Origin of the sequence: Pseudomonas sp. 2,4-D (assembly GCF_030418155.1) — a bacterium.
Classification (GTDB): domain Bacteria; phylum Pseudomonadota; class Gammaproteobacteria; order Pseudomonadales; family Pseudomonadaceae; genus Aquipseudomonas; species Aquipseudomonas alloputida.
In genome coordinates this window covers 59,912-74,500 of sequence record NZ_JAUHUI010000029.1, presented here as the reverse complement: position 1 = coordinate 74,500, position 14,589 = coordinate 59,912, and the positions used below count along the sequence as shown (strand labels likewise).

The following is a 14,589-nucleotide window of genomic DNA, read 5'->3' as shown; positions in this document are numbered from 1 at the left end:
GGCATGCACCAAGGCGTTCGCGCGCAAATCCCACAGGCATAATTGGCCTGAAACAAACGTAGGAGCGGGTTTACCCGCGAAGCGCCGCGCGGGCGGCGCTCGATCTCACAGGCGCAGAATGTGTCGAGGCGGACACCTGGCGGCGCTCGATCTCACAGGCGCCAAAAATCTACAGCCGAACCTTCAGCGCCCATCAAGTTCGATCAGGCAGCATCGCCCCTGCACAACCAGCCCCAGCAATTCATCATTGCCTTCCAGCCGCAAGCAGTCGAACAACCCCAACCGCTGCGTCTCGCGCCCGGAAATAGTGACTTCGACCAGGCTGCTGGCAGCAAACAACAACACCGTCGACGCCGAGCTGTACACCCGGCTGGTGCCATCCAGCCACTGCAAGCGCGCCCGATATCGCTGCGGTGCATAGATCAGGTTGAAATCGCGGATCGCCCCGCCCAGCAACTTGCAGCTGACCTGGCTCTCGCCGCTGAAGGCAAACGCATCGAACGCCAGCAATGGCCGGCTGGCCAGGCCGTCGACCAGCAGGCGCATGCCGTCGCCCTGCAGCACGGTGATGATCCGCTGGTAGCCGGCGAAGGCGGAAAAGCCGCCCGACTCTTCGATGTCGGCAATCGACAGACGCCAACCAAAACCGTCCAGACCCTCGCCACTGTCGCGGGTAATCTCTTCGGTGAAACCGCCACCGTTCTTCCAAGGCATGCGCGGGTAATCGTGCGCACGCAACAACTGCAGCTGACTCATTTGCTGAAACGTCCTTCCAGGCGATGACGGGAACCGGGGTGGATCAGCCGTGCAGCGGTCACCGGCTGGCGGCCGGACCAGGTGCGACGACGAATCAGCAGGCAAGGCTCGCCCCGGTCGATCTGCAACAGGGTGCATTCTTCCGGCTCAGCCAGGATTGCCTCGACCACGTGCTCGCCCTCCGTCAGCGGCGCCACCTGGGACAGGTAGGCGTAAGGCGTCTGCCGGGTGAAGTCCTGCTTGAGGTAATCGGGCGCAATGGCCGCGTTGACGTAACGGTCTTCGATCTGCACCGGCACGCCGTTCTCGAAATGCACGATCAGCGAATGGAACACTCGCTGACCTTCACGCATGTCCAGGGCCAGCGCCCGTTCGGAGCCGGCCGCTTCTTCGGCAAGCGTGATCACCTGGCAGCTATGCTGGTGGCCACGCGCGGCAATTTCGTCGGCAATGTTGTTGACCTCGAACAGCGCCGAACGGCCCTTGGGCTCGGCCACGAAGGTGCCGACCCCTTGCATGCGCACCAACAGGCCTTCGGCGGTGAGTTCACGCAGGGCGCGGTTGATGGTCATGCGGCTGAAACCCAGCTCGTTGACCAGCTCGCTCTCGGAGGGTACCCGATGATGCGGTGGCCAGCTGCCGTTGTCGATCTGCTGGATGATCATCTGTTTGACCCGGGCGTAGAGCGGCGCCGGGCCCTCGCCCATCTGGGCAACCAGCACGGAGACAGGAGGTGTCGGCACGGCGATGGATCCTTGTGCAAATGAAATGAGCGGTAGCTTGCCGCAGTTTACCCGGCAGGCAAACGCCTGTATATGTATATACAAGTTAACAATAACAGGATTCCACCGATGTCAGCCTACTTCGCCGAACGCGCCCTGCTACCTACGGGCTGGGCCAGCCATGTGCGTATCGAGGTCGCCAGCGATGGCCGTGTGGCCAGCATCGAGCCTGGCGCTTCGGCCGACGACGCCGAGCGCCTGGCCGGCCCGCTGCTGCCCGGCATGCCCAACCTGCACTCGCATGCTTTCCAGCGCGCCATGGCAGGCCTGGCGGAAGTTGCCGGCAACCCCAACGACAGTTTCTGGACCTGGCGAGACCTGATGTACCGCCTGGTCGGGCAGATCAATCCAGAGCAGCTTCAGGTCATCGCCCGCCAGCTGTACATCGAGATGCTCAAGGCCGGTTATACCTCGGTGGCAGAGTTCCACTACGTGCACCACGACCAGGCCGGCAAACCCTACGCCGACCCGGCCGAGCTGTCGCGACGCATCAGCGCGGCCGCAGCCGATAGCGGCATTGGCCTGACCTTGCTGCCGGTGCTGTACAGCCATGCAGGCTTTGGCGGCCAGGCGCCGAACGACGGGCAGCGGCGCTTCATCAACTCCACCGGGCAGTACCTGCAGCTGCAAGCCCAGCTCGCCCCGTTGCTGGCCGCGCAACCGGCGCAGCAACTGGGCCTGTGCTTCCACTCGCTGCGGGCGGTGACGCCTGGGCAGATCGCCGAAGTGCTGGCGGCCAGCGACAGGCAGTGCCCAGTGCATATCCACATCGCCGAACAGCAGAAGGAAGTCGACGATTGCCTGGCCTGGAGCGGCCTGCGCCCGCTGCAGTGGCTGTACGAGCATGTGGACGTGGACCGCCGCTGGTGCCTGGTACACGCTACCCATGCCGAACCGGACGAAGTGACTGCCATGGCCCGCAGCGGCGCGGTGGCCGGGTTATGCCTGACCACCGAAGCCAACCTGGGCGATGGGATCTTCCCGGCAGTGGATTTCCTGGCACAGGGCGGGCGCATGGGCATTGGTTCGGACAGCCATGTGTCGCTAAGCGTGGTGGAGGAGCTGCGCTGGCTGGAATACGGCCAGCGCCTGCGGGACCAGCGACGCAACCGCCTGTATCGCGGCGACCAGCCGATGGTCGGGCGCACGCTGTATGACGCGGCGCTGGCCGGCGGCGCGCAGGCGCTGGGTCAGGCGGTCGGCGAGTTGGCAGTGGGCAAGCGTGCCGACTGGCTGGTGCTCGATGGGCAGGACCCCTACATCGCCATGGCGGAGGGTGATGCCATTCTCAACCGCTGGCTGTTTGCCGGCGGCGATCGCCAGGTGCGCGATGTGATGGTGAATGGGCAGTGGGTAGTGCGCCAGGGGCGGCATGCCCAAGAAGAAGAAAGCGGGCGGGCGTTTGCCAAGGTGTTGCGCCAGCTTTTGGGCTGAGCGTACCGGGGCTGCGTTGCAGCCCTTCGCGGGCAAGCCCGCTCCCACAGGGTGGTGGACTGCCCCACAAAACGTCTTGGGGGCAGCCCAGGGTTCAGCGCAGAACCTGTGGGAGCGGGCTTGCCCGCGAAGGGTTGCCACGCAACCCCAAAAAACTCAGTGCATTTTTACAATTTGCTGATCGGACGCCCGCCAGATCAAGCGGCTGGTGTCATACCCCTGCTGCCGCGCCCTGGACAGCAGGTTCTCGCGCTCCCAAGCCGGCAGTGTCGGCGTGCGCGACAGAATCCAAAGGTACTTGCGGTCCGGGCTGCCGACGATTGCCGTGCGGTAGTGGTCGTCCACATAAAGAATCCAGTACTCACCCCGCGCCACGCCAGGCACCAGCCTGGTGAACCAGTTATCGAACTCGACCCACAGCTTGTCGGTGTGCCCCGGCTCCTGGATATTCGCATGCCCTTCCGCGCGAAGCCATTCATCACCCATGGTGCGGCAGCGGTTGAGCACGCCATAACTGCCATCAGGCCTGAGGTTGTAATGGGCCTCGGACTGCTCGCAGCCTTCCTGGAAGCGCATGGGCAGGCGCGCCAGCTCGTACCATTTGCCCTGGTAGCGCTTGAGGTCGACATGGCCGGCGGTTTTCGGCGCCAGCGGGTCGTGCACGGAACCTGCACAACCGCCCAGCAGCAACGCCAGGCATACCCCCATCAGCAGGTACGCACGCCTCATTTGAGGCCCTGCCCGGAATACATCAGCACTTTGTCAGCTGCGTACTGCACGCTGATGAAGCTCTTCTCGTCCCCCCAGGTGCAGCTGCTCATGCCCAACGCGCCAGAACACTCGGTCGGCGTGCCGAGCAACTGCTCGACCTCGGCCTTGTTCATACCGGCCTTGATCTTGGAATAGTTTTCCTGATTGATCTTGCTGCAGGCAGTCAGCACGACGCACAGCGACAACAGGGCGAGGGAACGCAACGACATGAAGGGACACTCCTGAAAGATGATACAGGCGAGTGGCCTGCAGTGACCTTCGACGTGAAAATCCCTCCCAGGTTCCCTGCCCCACCCCCTATGCCCCTACACCATTGGTCGGATGGCCACTATTGTGCGATTAATCACAAAGCATTAATCATGCGCCCAATAAAAAAGGCCGCCCCTAATTGGAGCGGCCTTGCGTCGCGATGCCTGCGCAGCAGGCCCCTTGGGCCTTAGAACCGGGACCCAGGCTCCAGCAAAAAGTCCATCTCTTCGCTGGTGCTCGGCCGCTCCAGCACCAGGTTGCGGTGCGGGAAGCGCCCGAAGCGGGCAATTACGCGCTGGTGCTGTTCGGCATAGTCGAGGAAGCCTTCGAACAGCCGGCGGTTGGCCTCGGGCTGTTCGTCCAGCAGCATTCGATAACGCTCCACGCACAGGTTCTGCCAGTCCAGCACTTCGGCATGCTCCAGTACCAGCAGCACGAACACGCGCTGGATCGGCAGCAGCTGGTAATCCCAGCCCTTCTGCAGGCCCTGCATGGCCACCACCTGAGCACGCCGGTCGCCCTCGAAGGCACGCGGCGTGTCGCGGTAGATCATGCGTGGCAGCTGGTCGAGCAAAATCAGCAGGCCCAGCCAGCCCTGCGGGCTTTGCTGCCACTCTTCGAGCCCACCCGCCAGGGCGTGCTCGACCAAGTCGCCAAAAAGCGCATGGGCGTCGGCATCGTAATGCTTGCCGAACCACAGCGTGCTCTTCTCGTCAGCCACGGCCTGGGCACTGGTGCCCCAACCGAACCACCATTCCAGCAACGGCTGCCAAGGTGCGAGCATGATTTACTCCTTGTGGTAAGCGGTAACGCGCTCGACCTCTTCCTTCGAGCCGAGAATCACCGACACGCGCTGGTGCAGGCTTTCTGGCTTGATGTCGAGGATGCGATCGTAACCGTTGGTGGAAGCGCCACCGGCCTGTTCGATGATGAACGACATCGGGTTGGCTTCGTACATCAGGCGCAACTTGCCCGGCTTGCTTGGTTCGCGGGCGTCACGTGGGTACATGAACAGGCCGCCACGGGTCAGGATGCGGTGCACGTCGGCCACCATCGAGGCGATCCAGCGCATGTTGTAGTTCTTCTTCAGCGGGCCGGTCTCGCCTGCCAGCAGTTCGCCCACATAGCGCTGTACCGGGGCTTCCCAGTGGCGCTGGTTGGACATGTTGATGGCGAACTCGGCGGTGGTCTCCGGTACGCGGATGTTTTCGTGGGTCAGCACGAAGCTGCCCAGTTCGCGATCCAGGGTGAAGCCCTTGACGCCGTTGCCCAGGGTCAGGATCAGCATGGTCTGCGGGCCGTAGATGGCATAACCGGCAGCAACCTGCTCGGTACCTGGCTGCAGGAACGCTTCTTCGTTGAGGCTTTCGTTCTGGCTCAGGTACTGGTTAGGGCAACGCAGAACCGAGAAGATGGTACCGACCGACACGTTGACGTCGATGTTCGACGAACCGTCCAGCGGGTCGAAGACCAGCAGGTAGGCGCCTTTCGGGTACCTGCCCGGGATCTGGTACGCGTTGTCCATTTCTTCGGAAGCCATGCCAGCCAGGTGACCGCCCCACTCGTTGGCTTCCAGCAGGATATCGTTGGAAATCACGTCCAGTTTCTTCTGGACCTCGCCCTGCACGTTTTCAGTGCCCATGCTGCCCAGCACACCACCGAGGGCGCCTTTGGACACGTGATGGCTGATTTCCTTGCACGCACGCGCTACCACTTCGATCAGGAAGCGCAGATCGGCAGGGGTATTGTTGCTGCGGGTCTGCTCAATCAGATAGCGACTCAGGGTAACGCGGGACATGTATGGCTCCGAACGGATTGGGGGGATGAAAAACCCACGCAGTTTACAGGGAGAGTGACGGGCTAGCGAGTGATGAGACTCGCCACGGCTCTCAGACGGCACAATAGGTCGGTAGTTCAGCCTTCGCCAGGCCGGTGGTCTGGTTGTGGGGCGATTCGCGGGCGCGCCCGCGCCTACAGGCTTATGAGGGCCCTGCAGGAGTGGGTTTACCCGCGATCAAGCCAGCACAGGCCTGCCTCAATCCAGCGCCTTCCAGATCTCGGTCGCATACTCGCGAATGGTCCGATCCGACGAGAACCAGCCCATCCGCGCGGTATTGAGCACCGCCTTGCGCCACCACTCCTGCGGTGTGTGCCACAGATCCTCGACCCGGCGCTGAGCATCCCAGTAGGCATCGAAATCGGCACACACCAGGAAGCGATCGTAGGCCACCAGGCCGTCGATCAACCCGGTGTACCGGGAAGGGTCGTCTGGCGAGAACACACCACTGCGAATGGCCTGCAACACATCGGTCAGGCGGTTGGAAGCGGCTATGGCAGCACTGGCGCCAAAATCACCAGCACGCTTGCGCGCTTCAACCTGCTGCGCGGTCAGGCCAAAGATGAACATGTTGTCGGCCCCCACCTGTTCGCACATCTCCACGTTGGCGCCATCCAGGGTGCCAATGGTCAGCGCACCATTGAGGCCGAACTTCATGTTGCTGGTACCGGAAGCTTCGTAACCCGCGGTGGATATCTGCTCGGAAAGGTCTGCCGCCGGGATGATGCTCTCGGCCAGGCTGACGTTGTAGTTGGGCAGGAACACCACCTTCAGCAGGCCGCGCACTGTCGGGTCGTTGTTCACCACCCGGGCGATGTCGTTGGCCAGCTTGATGATCAGTTTGGCCTGGTGGTAACTGGCCGCAGCCTTGCCAGCGAAGATCTTCACTCGCGGCACCCAGTTGGTGCCGGGGTCGTTGCGTATGGCCTGGTACAGTGCAACGGTGTGCAGCAGGTTGAGCAACTGGCGCTTGTATTCGTGAATGCGTTTGACCTGAACGTCGAATAACGCCTCGGGGTTGACCGTGACGCCGATGCGATCCTGAATGATGCTGGCCAGGGCACGCTTGCTGTGCAGCCGCTGGGCAGCGAACTGCTTGCGGAAACCGGGTTTGTCGGCGAACGGCACCAGGCCCGCCAGAAGCGTCTGCGGGTCGTCCTTGAGTTCCGGCCCAAGCGCCTCGACCAGCATCTCGGTCAGCTGAGGGTTGGACTGGTACAACCAGCGGCGGAAGGTAATGCCGTTGGTCTTGTTGTTGATCCGTTGCGGGTAAAGCTTGTGCAGCTCGGAGAACACCGTGCTCTTCATCAACTTGCTGTGCAGCGCCGACACACCGTTGACGCTGTGCGAGCCGAGAAACGCCAGATTGCCCATGCGCACCCGTCGGCCGTTGTCTTCCTCGATCAGCGAAACCGCGCGCAGCACGTCGAAATCGTGCAGGCCTTTGGCCCGCAACGCATCGATATGGTAGGCATTGATCAGGTAGATGATCTGCATGTGCCGCGGCAGCATGCGCTCCATCAGCGCTACCGGCCAGGTTTCCAGGGCTTCTGGCAACAGGGTATGGTTGGTGTAGGCGAGCGTGCCGACGGTCAGCTCCCAGGCCTTTTCCCAAGGCACTTCGTGCTGATCCACCAGCAACCGCATCAGCTCCGCCACCGCAATCGAAGGGTGGGTGTCGTTTAGCTGGATGGCCGCTGCATCAGGCAGGTTGAGCAGGTCCTTGTGCATGTTCAGGTGGCGCCGCAGCAAGTCCTGCAGCGAAGCCGAGACGAAGAAGTACTCCTGGCGAAGGCGCAGTTCCTGACCGGCCTCGGTACTGTCGGCGGGGTAAAGCACACGCGAAATGCTCTCGGCACGCGCCACTTCAGCCACAGCCCCCAAGTGGTCACCGGCGTTGAAGCGCTCCAGGTGCAGCTCTTCCAGCGCCCGCGCACGCCACAGGCGCAGGGTGTTGACGCTGGATCCACGCCAGCCGACTACCGGCGTGTCGTAGGCCACCGCTCGCACCGTCTCGCCCGGCCACCATACCTGGCGCTGGCTACCGCTTGCATCGTGCACCGTTTCGACACTGCCGCCAAAGCTGATCGGGTAGATCACCTCGGCGCGCTCGAACTCCCAGGGGTTGCCGAAATCCAGCCAGTTTTCGGTCTGTTCCTGCTGCCAGCCATCGACCACGGCCTGACGGAACAGCCCGTGCTCGTAGCGGATGCCGTAACCATGGGCAGCGATACCCAGGGTAGACATGCTCTCCATGAAGCACGCAGCCAGACGGCCAAGGCCACCATTGCCCAGCGCGGCGTCCGGCTCGAGCAGGCGAATGCGTTCGAGGTCCACATTCAGCCCTTCCAGCGCATCGCGGGCGACGTCCAGCAGGCCCAGGTTGCTCAGGCTGTCGTACAGCAAGCGGCCGATGAGAAACTCCAGGGAAAGGTAGTAGACACGCTTCTGGCTGCGCCGATAGGCCTGCCGGGTGTGATCCATCCAGTGGTCGACCATGTGATCGCGCGCGGCCAGAGCAATGGCTTCGAACCAGTCATGGTCGAAGGCGTGCTCGGGGTCCTTGCCGACCGCGTAGGTCAGCTTGTTCAGTACAGCAGCGCGAAAATCCGCGACTTCGGCGTCACGTGCTTTGGGTTCCTGGGACATGCGGCATCCTCGGGCAAGTTGACGAAAGCGGAGGGAGAGTGTTCAGACTAGACCCTTCGACAGAGAGCGACAGTTACGGTTCGCAGTTTTCATGCCCACTCTGCGATTCCGGCAAAAGGTTGTTCATAAATTGAACAATTCCGGTATCATCGCGCGCCCCAAGACCGTGATCCACCCTATAAAGATGAAAACGACCCTGATCGCCGCGGCCGAAGTCGACCGCCTGGAGACCTGGCAGCGCTATACCAGCAACATGTGCCATGGCTGCCATTCGACCTGCTGCACCCTGCCGGTGGAGGTGAAGATCAAGGATCTGATCCGTATCGGCGTGGTCGACGAGTTCGAAAAAGACGAACCCCCCAAGAACGTGGCCAAGCGCCTGCAAAAAGAAGGCATCATCGAGCGCTTCAACCAGAAGTCCGGGATCTTCACCCTGACCCGGATGAGCAACGACGACTGCATGTACCTGGATCGTAAAAGCCGGCTATGCACCATTTATGACAAGCGCCCGGATACCTGCCGCAACCACCCCAAGGTCGGGCCACGGCCGGGGTATTGCGCCTACAAGCCCAAGGTGGTTGGGCGTTGAGTCTTGCGCCGGGGCATAAATCGAGCGCCGCGCGGGCGGCGCTCGATTCTGTGGCGATGCCGAGTTGGGCATGAAGCACTGAACCCACCGCTCCCATTTCAACCAGCGGGGAAGCTCCGGCAAGCACCACCCTGATCCGCTGGTGGATGCTCAGGATAAGTCTGCGGCAAAACGCTGACCGGGCTGGTGACAACGAAACCATCAGCAAACCGCGCCTCTACGAACCGCGCCTGCCAGCCTTGCGCCGGCGGCGCCCAGTCAAGGCTGAACGCCTCACTGGGGATGATCGTCTGCGATGTGTAGCGTACCCCACAGGCATGGCGGAAGTCCCGATCCAAGGGGTTAGCCGCAGTCCATACCTTCACTGCTACAGGCATTTCCGAAAGCCGTACCAGCACATGCGCAGCTCCTTCGCCCGGAGCCACTTGCACGCGAGGCATCGGCAGGCTGGCCTGGATACGCTGAACCATCGGCACGAGAGTAGTGACAACATGCGCACGCACGCCCCCATGGTCCGAGTTCGGCAGCACCCTGAGGCTGGTCTGGCCAGGCAGGCGCTGCAGGTAGTCCGTGGCGTGATCAGGGGCGAAGAAATCATCCCCGCTGGCGGACACCAGGTATTTCGGTATCTTCAGGCGAGCACCCGGCTCATCCAGGTACTGCATCGGGTCCATCAGTGCCATCAACCGAGCGAAGGCCGGGCTGCCCAACTGCTGCAATACCTCCGCAGCCTGATAGGGCCAAAGCGCCAATGGCCATGAACCACCGTACCGCTTGCGCAAGCCCTCCAGCATGCTGGAAGTGTCGGCAACATCGATGACGCTGGGCACGATGGCAACTACCCGATCATCGGCCATGGCCGTCAGCCATGCACTCCAACCGCGTTTCGAGGCACCGGTGATGATGAACTGTTCGAGGCGTAGCTCGGGCAACGCGTCAGCCATGAGGTCCATGCCCCTGCTGGCGACAGCGGCCATTGGCACATGCAGCGGCAGCTCCGGGGCAGCCGCTTCGTTACGCAGCCAATGCGCCCAGGTGTGGGCCACGGCATCATCCTCGCGCATCGGCGCTTGTGCATCACGGAAGGTCACATACTGGTTGGGCACATCGCTGATCGACGCCACAACAGTCTGTGTCTGCACGGCAATGGCACTCAACGCCTCGGACGAGTAGTCAGGGATTTGTTGTTCCTCACCAAACCTCACACCGTTATTGACTACTACCAACGCTTTCTCCGCCAATGCCACGTCTGGCACGAACAGTTCGACGCGGTGCTCCCACAGGCGGGGCTCAACAACGGGCTCAGGCGACCAGGTCTGTGAGGTCATCCGGTATTTATACAGCGTATAGCCCTGTGCGGGTGTCTTCTGCTCCAACTGGTACTGCAAGGGTGCCTGTCTCACCTTCTCGACATGACAGCGGGCTATTTCCTGCGGTCGCAACGCGCTACACGCCTGCTGGGCACTGGCCTGAAAACTGACGGCGAGACACGGAATAAACAACAGGTAACGACAATTCATGTTCCAAGCTCCAAAGCAAGAGCCAGCCAACCTAAGCACGGCTTCTGATTGTCACAAGGCTCCTCGGTTTGCCGTCGAACAAGCACCTGCAAAACACAGTCGCTTCCTACTGGAGCTTTCCACAAGGCAAACAAAAACGCCCCCGGCCTTTCGACCGGGGGCGTTTTCATTCAGCCTGAGCTAACTCAGTTCTTGGCTTTCTTGGCTGCGCGGGTACGCTCGCCTTCGTCCAGGATCTTCTTGCGCAGACGGATCGACTTAGGAGTCACTTCGCACAGCTCGTCGTCCTGGATGAATTCCAGGGCCTGCTCGAGGGTGTGGCGAACTGGCGGTACCAGGGCGATGACTTCGTCTTTGCCCGAAGCACGCATGTTGTCGAGCTTCTTGCCTTTGGTCGGGTTCACGCCCAGGTCGTTGTCACGGCTGTTCAGGCCGATGATCTGACCGTTGTAGATCTCCTGGCCGTGTTCAACGAACAGCTTGCCGCGAGCCTGCAGGGTTTCCAGCGAGTAGGTCAGTGCCTTGCCGGTCTCGACCGAAACCAGTACGCCGTTGAGGCGGCCGGACATCTGGCCCGACTTCATGGTGTCGTAGCGATCGAAGATCGAGGTCAGGATGCCTGCACCGTTGGTCAGGGTCAGGAACTGGTTACGGAAACCGATCAGGCCACGGGCTGGAATGTTGTACTCCAGACGAACGCGGCCCTTGCCATCCGGAACCATGTTGGTCAGGTCGCCTTTACGCAGACCCATCTCTTCCATGACCTTGCCCTGGGATTCTTCAGGGATGTCGATGGTGACGTTCTCGAACGGCTCCTGCTTCACGCCGTCGACTTCGCGGATGATCACTTCAGGACGGCCCACGGCCATTTCGAAGCCTTCACGACGCATGGTTTCGATCAGCACCGACAGGTGCAGCTCACCACGGCCCGAAACCTTGAACTTGTCAGGGGAGTCGGTCTCCTGAACGCGCAGGGCAACGTTGTACAGCAGCTCCTTGTCCAGACGGTCCTTGATGTTACGGCTGGTCACGAACTTGCCTTCTTTACCGCAGAACGGCGAGTCGTTGACCTGGAAGGTCATCGAAACGGTCGGCTCGTCAACGGTCAGCGGCTTCATCGCTTCTACCGCATCCGGGGCGCACAGGGTGTCGGAGATGAACAGCTCATCGAAACCGCTGATGCAGACGATATCGCCAGCCTGGGCTTCTTCGACGTCAACGCGGTGCAGACCGTGGTGACCCATCAGCTTCAGGATACGGCCGTTGCGCTTCTTGCCGTTGGTGTCGATGGCGACAACCGGGGTGTTCGGCTTGACGCGGCCACGGGCGATGCGGCCAACACCGATAACGCCGAGGAAGCTGTTGTAGTCCAGTGCGGAGATCTGCATCTGGAACGGGCCGTCGCGGTCAACAGACGGTGCGGGTACGTTGTCGATGATCGACTGGTACAGCGGGGTCATGTCTTCTGCCATGGCAGTGTGGTCCAGGCCGGCAATGCCGTTCAGGGCCGAGGCGTAGACCACTTTGAAGTCCAGCTGTTCGTCGGTGGCACCGAGGTTGTCGAACAGGTCGAAGATCTGGTCCAGAACCCAGTCAGGACGCGCGCCCGGGCGGTCAACCTTGTTGATCACGACGATTGGCTTCAGGCCAGCTTCGAAAGCCTTCTTGGTCACGAAGCGGGTTTGCGGCATCGGGCCGTCCTGGGCGTCGACCAGCAGCAGCACGGAGTCGACCATCGACATTACACGCTCAACCTCGCCACCGAAGTCGGCGTGGCCGGGGGTGTCGACGATGTTGATGTGGTAGCCGTTCCAGTTGATGGCGGTGTTTTTCGCCAGAATGGTAATACCGCGCTCTTTTTCCTGGTCGTTGGAGTCCATGACGCGCTCGTCGTTGAGCTCGTTACGCTCCAGAGTGCCGGACTGACGCAGGAGTTTGTCGACCAGAGTGGTTTTACCATGGTCAACGTGGGCGATGATGGCGATGTTACGCAGATTTTCGATCACAAGTGTATCTCGATCAGAGGATTCGGTTGCCGCCCAGTGTAGGCGGCCAATATGTACCGTTTAAGGCTCAGCGGGCCCGGCGGTCGGGAGGGCGATGGCGAATACTGCCGCCATACAGCCCCGGCGTCTTATGTCGGACGATAAACACGCACATTGGCATGTCCCTCACTGAGCAGATGGTGTGCGTGCAAACGGCTCATCACACCCTTGTCGCAATACAGCAAGTACTGGCGCGTGGGGTCCAGGTGCTTGAACTTGCTGTTGATGGCGTAGAACGGCATGGTCTGGACTTCGATACCTTCCAGCACCAGAGGTTCGTCTTCCTGGGCATCGGGGTGGCGAATGTCGATGACGATCTGGCCTGGCAGCGCCTCGGCCACTTCCTCGATTTCGATGTCCTTGCCCAGCTCATCGATCACATGGTCGATGGAAATGAACTTGGCGCGCTCAAGAGCGCGCTCCAGCACGGCCATGTCGAACTGCTTTTCTTCGTGCTCCATGCGGTGACGCTTGGCATGGGTGGTCGGGTTTACCGAGATCACGCCGCAGTACTCCGGCATGTGTTTGGCAAAGTCCGCGGTGCCGATTTCGGTGGCCTGGTCGATGATGTCCTGCTTGTGGCTGGCCAGCAGCGGGCGCAGCACCAGCTTGTCGGTGGCCGAGTCGATGATCGACAGGTTCGGCAGGGTCTGGCTGGACACCTGGGAAATCGCTTCGCCGGTCACCAGCGCGTCGATCTGCAGGCGGTCGGCCATATGGGCGGCGCCGCGCAGCATCATGCGCTTGAGGGTCACGCCCATGTAGCTGTTGTCGACCTTGTTGAGGATCTCGCCAACCACTTCTTCGAACGGCACGCTGATGAACAGGACGCGCTGGCTGCTGCCGTACTTTTTCCACAGGTAGTGGGCCACTTCCATCACGCCCAGCTCGTGGGCACGGCCGCCGAGGTTGAAGAAGCAGAAGTGGGTCATCAGGCCGCGGCGCATCATCTGGTACGCCGCAACGGTGGAGTCGAAACCACCCGACATCAGCACCAGGGTCTGCTCCAGGGCACCCAGCGGATAACCGCCGATGCCATTGTGCTGGTTGTGGATCACGTACAGGCGCTGGTCGCGGATTTCGATGCGCACCAGCACTTCAGGCTTTTTCAGCTCGATCCCGGCGGCGCCACACTGCTGGCGCAGCTGGCTGCCGACGTAACGGTCGACGTCCATCGAGGTGAAGTCATGGTGGCCACCGCGCTTGCAGCGCACGGCGAAGTGCTTGCCGGCCAGCAGGTGGCCGAAGTGGTGCTTGCACTTGGCGACGATGTCGTCGAAGTCACCCAGCGGGTATTCCTCTACCTGCAGGAAGTGGGTGATACCCGGGGTGCAGGTGAGGCGTTCGATCATCTCGCGCTGGACTTTTTCGTCTTCGACGCGGGTGACCACCTCGAGATTGTCCCAGACACCATCGACCGCGAGCTCAGGGTCGAGATCCTTGAGCACGTTGCGGATGTTCTTGCCAAGCTGGCGGATGAAGCGCTTGCGCACCGGCCGGCTTTTGATGGTGATTTCTGGGAAGACTTTGACGATAAGTTTCATTGGTTAACAGCGCGCGCAGGGCCTGCCGAAAATGAGGGGCGCGAATTATATCGGAAATTGCTCAGGATTTGACCAACTTTTGATCAGAAGCTTTGAGATAAATGCAGAGGCCAGGTTTTGCAGTGCCTGTTCCGGCCCTTTCGTGGGTAAACCCGCGCCTACAGGCGGTGCAAAGCCCGTAGGAGCGGGTTTACCCGCGAAGAGGCCCAAGAAGCTGGCACATCACTTATGCAACGCACCCTATTGGTGCGAAACGATCAAAAAACGCATCGTAAGGGTGCACTTTTACCCGCTAACCCAACGCCAAATGCCCGCAAACGCCCCCTTTTATCCCACCCTCGCCATTTTCGGGCACTGGCATGCAATTTGCTCCCTTGTGAGGCAGGTAAGCTTGGCCGACTATCCGCGCCCGG

Annotated in this window: 12 protein-coding genes; 2 read left to right on the top strand and 10 right to left on the bottom strand. The window is 61.4% G+C overall.

What is annotated here, in order from left to right; all coding sequences use genetic code 11:
- Positions 1–183: 183 nt before the first annotated feature.
- Positions 184–756, bottom strand: coding sequence for a HutD family protein (locus QYE47_RS19185; protein WP_014592683.1), 573 nt, complete (start codon positions 754–756; stop codon positions 184–186).
- Positions 753–1,463 carry a histidine utilization repressor gene (gene hutC, locus QYE47_RS19180; RefSeq protein WP_172830964.1) on the bottom strand — a complete coding sequence of 237 codons (711 nt, stop codon included), beginning with the start codon at positions 1,461–1,463 and terminating at the stop codon, positions 753–755. Before hutC ends, QYE47_RS19185 begins: the two co-directional genes overlap by 4 nt.
- Positions 1,464–1,607: 144 nt before the next feature.
- Here hutC and QYE47_RS19175 point away from each other — a divergent pair, with 144 nt between their 5' ends.
- A complete protein-coding gene (locus QYE47_RS19175; protein WP_070384434.1) occupies positions 1,608–2,972 on the top strand; it encodes a formimidoylglutamate deiminase in 1,365 nt (454 codons plus the stop codon).
- Positions 2,973–3,128: 156 nt separating this feature from the next.
- Here the strand turns inward: QYE47_RS19175 and QYE47_RS19170 are convergent, their stop codons facing one another.
- The 5 genes from QYE47_RS19170 to QYE47_RS19150 all read right to left on the bottom strand — a co-directional run bounded on the left by QYE47_RS19170 (position 3,129) and on the right by QYE47_RS19150 (position 8,478).
- Positions 3,129–3,701, bottom strand: a complete 573-nt coding sequence (locus QYE47_RS19170) for a lipocalin family protein (RefSeq protein WP_004576931.1) — start codon at positions 3,699–3,701, stop codon at positions 3,129–3,131.
- Entirely contained in the window at positions 3,698–3,952 is a 255-nt protein-coding gene (gene bamE, locus QYE47_RS19165) for an outer membrane protein assembly factor BamE (protein WP_003249234.1), read from the bottom strand. The genes QYE47_RS19170 and bamE overlap by 4 nt, the downstream gene beginning before the upstream one ends.
- A 227-nt stretch (positions 3,953–4,179) precedes the next feature.
- A complete protein-coding gene (locus tag QYE47_RS19160) occupies positions 4,180–4,776 on the bottom strand; it encodes a DUF924 family protein (protein WP_014592686.1) in 597 nt (198 codons plus the stop codon).
- Between the two features lie 3 nt (positions 4,777–4,779).
- On the bottom strand, positions 4,780–5,790 hold the full coding sequence (locus tag QYE47_RS19155; protein WP_010955595.1) for a class 1 fructose-bisphosphatase: 1,011 nt from the start codon (positions 5,788–5,790) through the stop codon (positions 4,780–4,782).
- Between the two features lie 237 nt (positions 5,791–6,027).
- Complete coding sequence (locus tag QYE47_RS19150; protein WP_019438724.1) at positions 6,028–8,478, bottom strand: glycogen/starch/alpha-glucan phosphorylase; 2,451 nt, start codon at positions 8,476–8,478, stop codon at positions 6,028–6,030.
- Positions 8,479–8,662: 184 nt separating this feature from the next.
- Between QYE47_RS19150 and QYE47_RS19145 the strand changes: the two genes are divergently transcribed.
- On the top strand, positions 8,663–9,067 hold the full coding sequence (locus tag QYE47_RS19145; RefSeq protein ID WP_003249225.1) for a YkgJ family cysteine cluster protein: 405 nt from the start codon (positions 8,663–8,665) through the stop codon (positions 9,065–9,067).
- Positions 9,068–9,165: 98 nt separating this feature from the next.
- On the opposite strand, the gene QYE47_RS19140 is transcribed toward QYE47_RS19145, so the two are convergent.
- From QYE47_RS19140 to thiI, 3 genes are all read right to left on the bottom strand, one after another.
- Positions 9,166–10,587 carry a PhoPQ-activated pathogenicity-related family protein gene (locus QYE47_RS19140; RefSeq protein ID WP_014592689.1) on the bottom strand — a complete coding sequence of 474 codons (1,422 nt, stop codon included), beginning with the start codon at positions 10,585–10,587 and terminating at the stop codon, positions 9,166–9,168.
- A 185-nt stretch (positions 10,588–10,772) separates the two neighbouring features.
- On the bottom strand, positions 10,773–12,593 hold the full coding sequence (gene typA / locus QYE47_RS19135; RefSeq protein WP_003249222.1) for a translational GTPase TypA: 1,821 nt from the start codon (positions 12,591–12,593) through the stop codon (positions 10,773–10,775).
- 128 nt (positions 12,594–12,721) lie between these two features.
- The gene (gene thiI, locus QYE47_RS19130; protein WP_014592690.1) at positions 12,722–14,176 is read right to left on the bottom strand and encodes a tRNA uracil 4-sulfurtransferase ThiI; all 1,455 of its coding nucleotides are present in this window, start codon (positions 14,174–14,176) and stop codon (positions 12,722–12,724) included.
- Between the last annotated feature and the right edge of the window lie 413 nt (positions 14,177–14,589).

What these genes read in the sequence shown, in the direction of transcription:
- thiI (WP_014592690.1), bottom strand. Translation starts at nt 14,176, where the DNA reads ATGAAACTTATCGTCAAAGTCTTCCCAGAAATCACCATCAAAAGCCGG.
- QYE47_RS19170 (WP_004576931.1), bottom strand. Translation starts at nt 3,701, where the DNA reads ATGAGGCGTGCGTACCTGCTGATGGGGGTATGCCTGGCGTTGCTGCTG.
- QYE47_RS19175 (WP_070384434.1), top strand. Translation starts at nt 1,608, where the DNA reads ATGTCAGCCTACTTCGCCGAACGCGCCCTGCTACCTACGGGCTGGGCC.
- QYE47_RS19150 (WP_019438724.1), bottom strand. Translation starts at nt 8,478, where the DNA reads ATGTCCCAGGAACCCAAAGCACGTGACGCCGAAGTCGCGGATTTTCGC.
- QYE47_RS19145 (WP_003249225.1), top strand. Translation starts at nt 8,663, where the DNA reads ATGAAAACGACCCTGATCGCCGCGGCCGAAGTCGACCGCCTGGAGACC.
- QYE47_RS19160 (WP_014592686.1), bottom strand. Translation starts at nt 4,776, where the DNA reads ATGCTCGCACCTTGGCAGCCGTTGCTGGAATGGTGGTTCGGTTGGGGC.
- QYE47_RS19155 (WP_010955595.1), bottom strand. Translation starts at nt 5,790, where the DNA reads ATGTCCCGCGTTACCCTGAGTCGCTATCTGATTGAGCAGACCCGCAGC.
- bamE (WP_003249234.1), bottom strand. Translation starts at nt 3,952, where the DNA reads ATGTCGTTGCGTTCCCTCGCCCTGTTGTCGCTGTGCGTCGTGCTGACT.
- hutC (WP_172830964.1), bottom strand. Translation starts at nt 1,463, where the DNA reads ATGGGCGAGGGCCCGGCGCCGCTCTACGCCCGGGTCAAACAGATGATC.
- QYE47_RS19140 (WP_014592689.1), bottom strand. Translation starts at nt 10,587, where the DNA reads ATGAATTGTCGTTACCTGTTGTTTATTCCGTGTCTCGCCGTCAGTTTT.
- QYE47_RS19185 (WP_014592683.1), bottom strand. Translation starts at nt 756, where the DNA reads ATGAGTCAGCTGCAGTTGTTGCGTGCGCACGATTACCCGCGCATGCCT.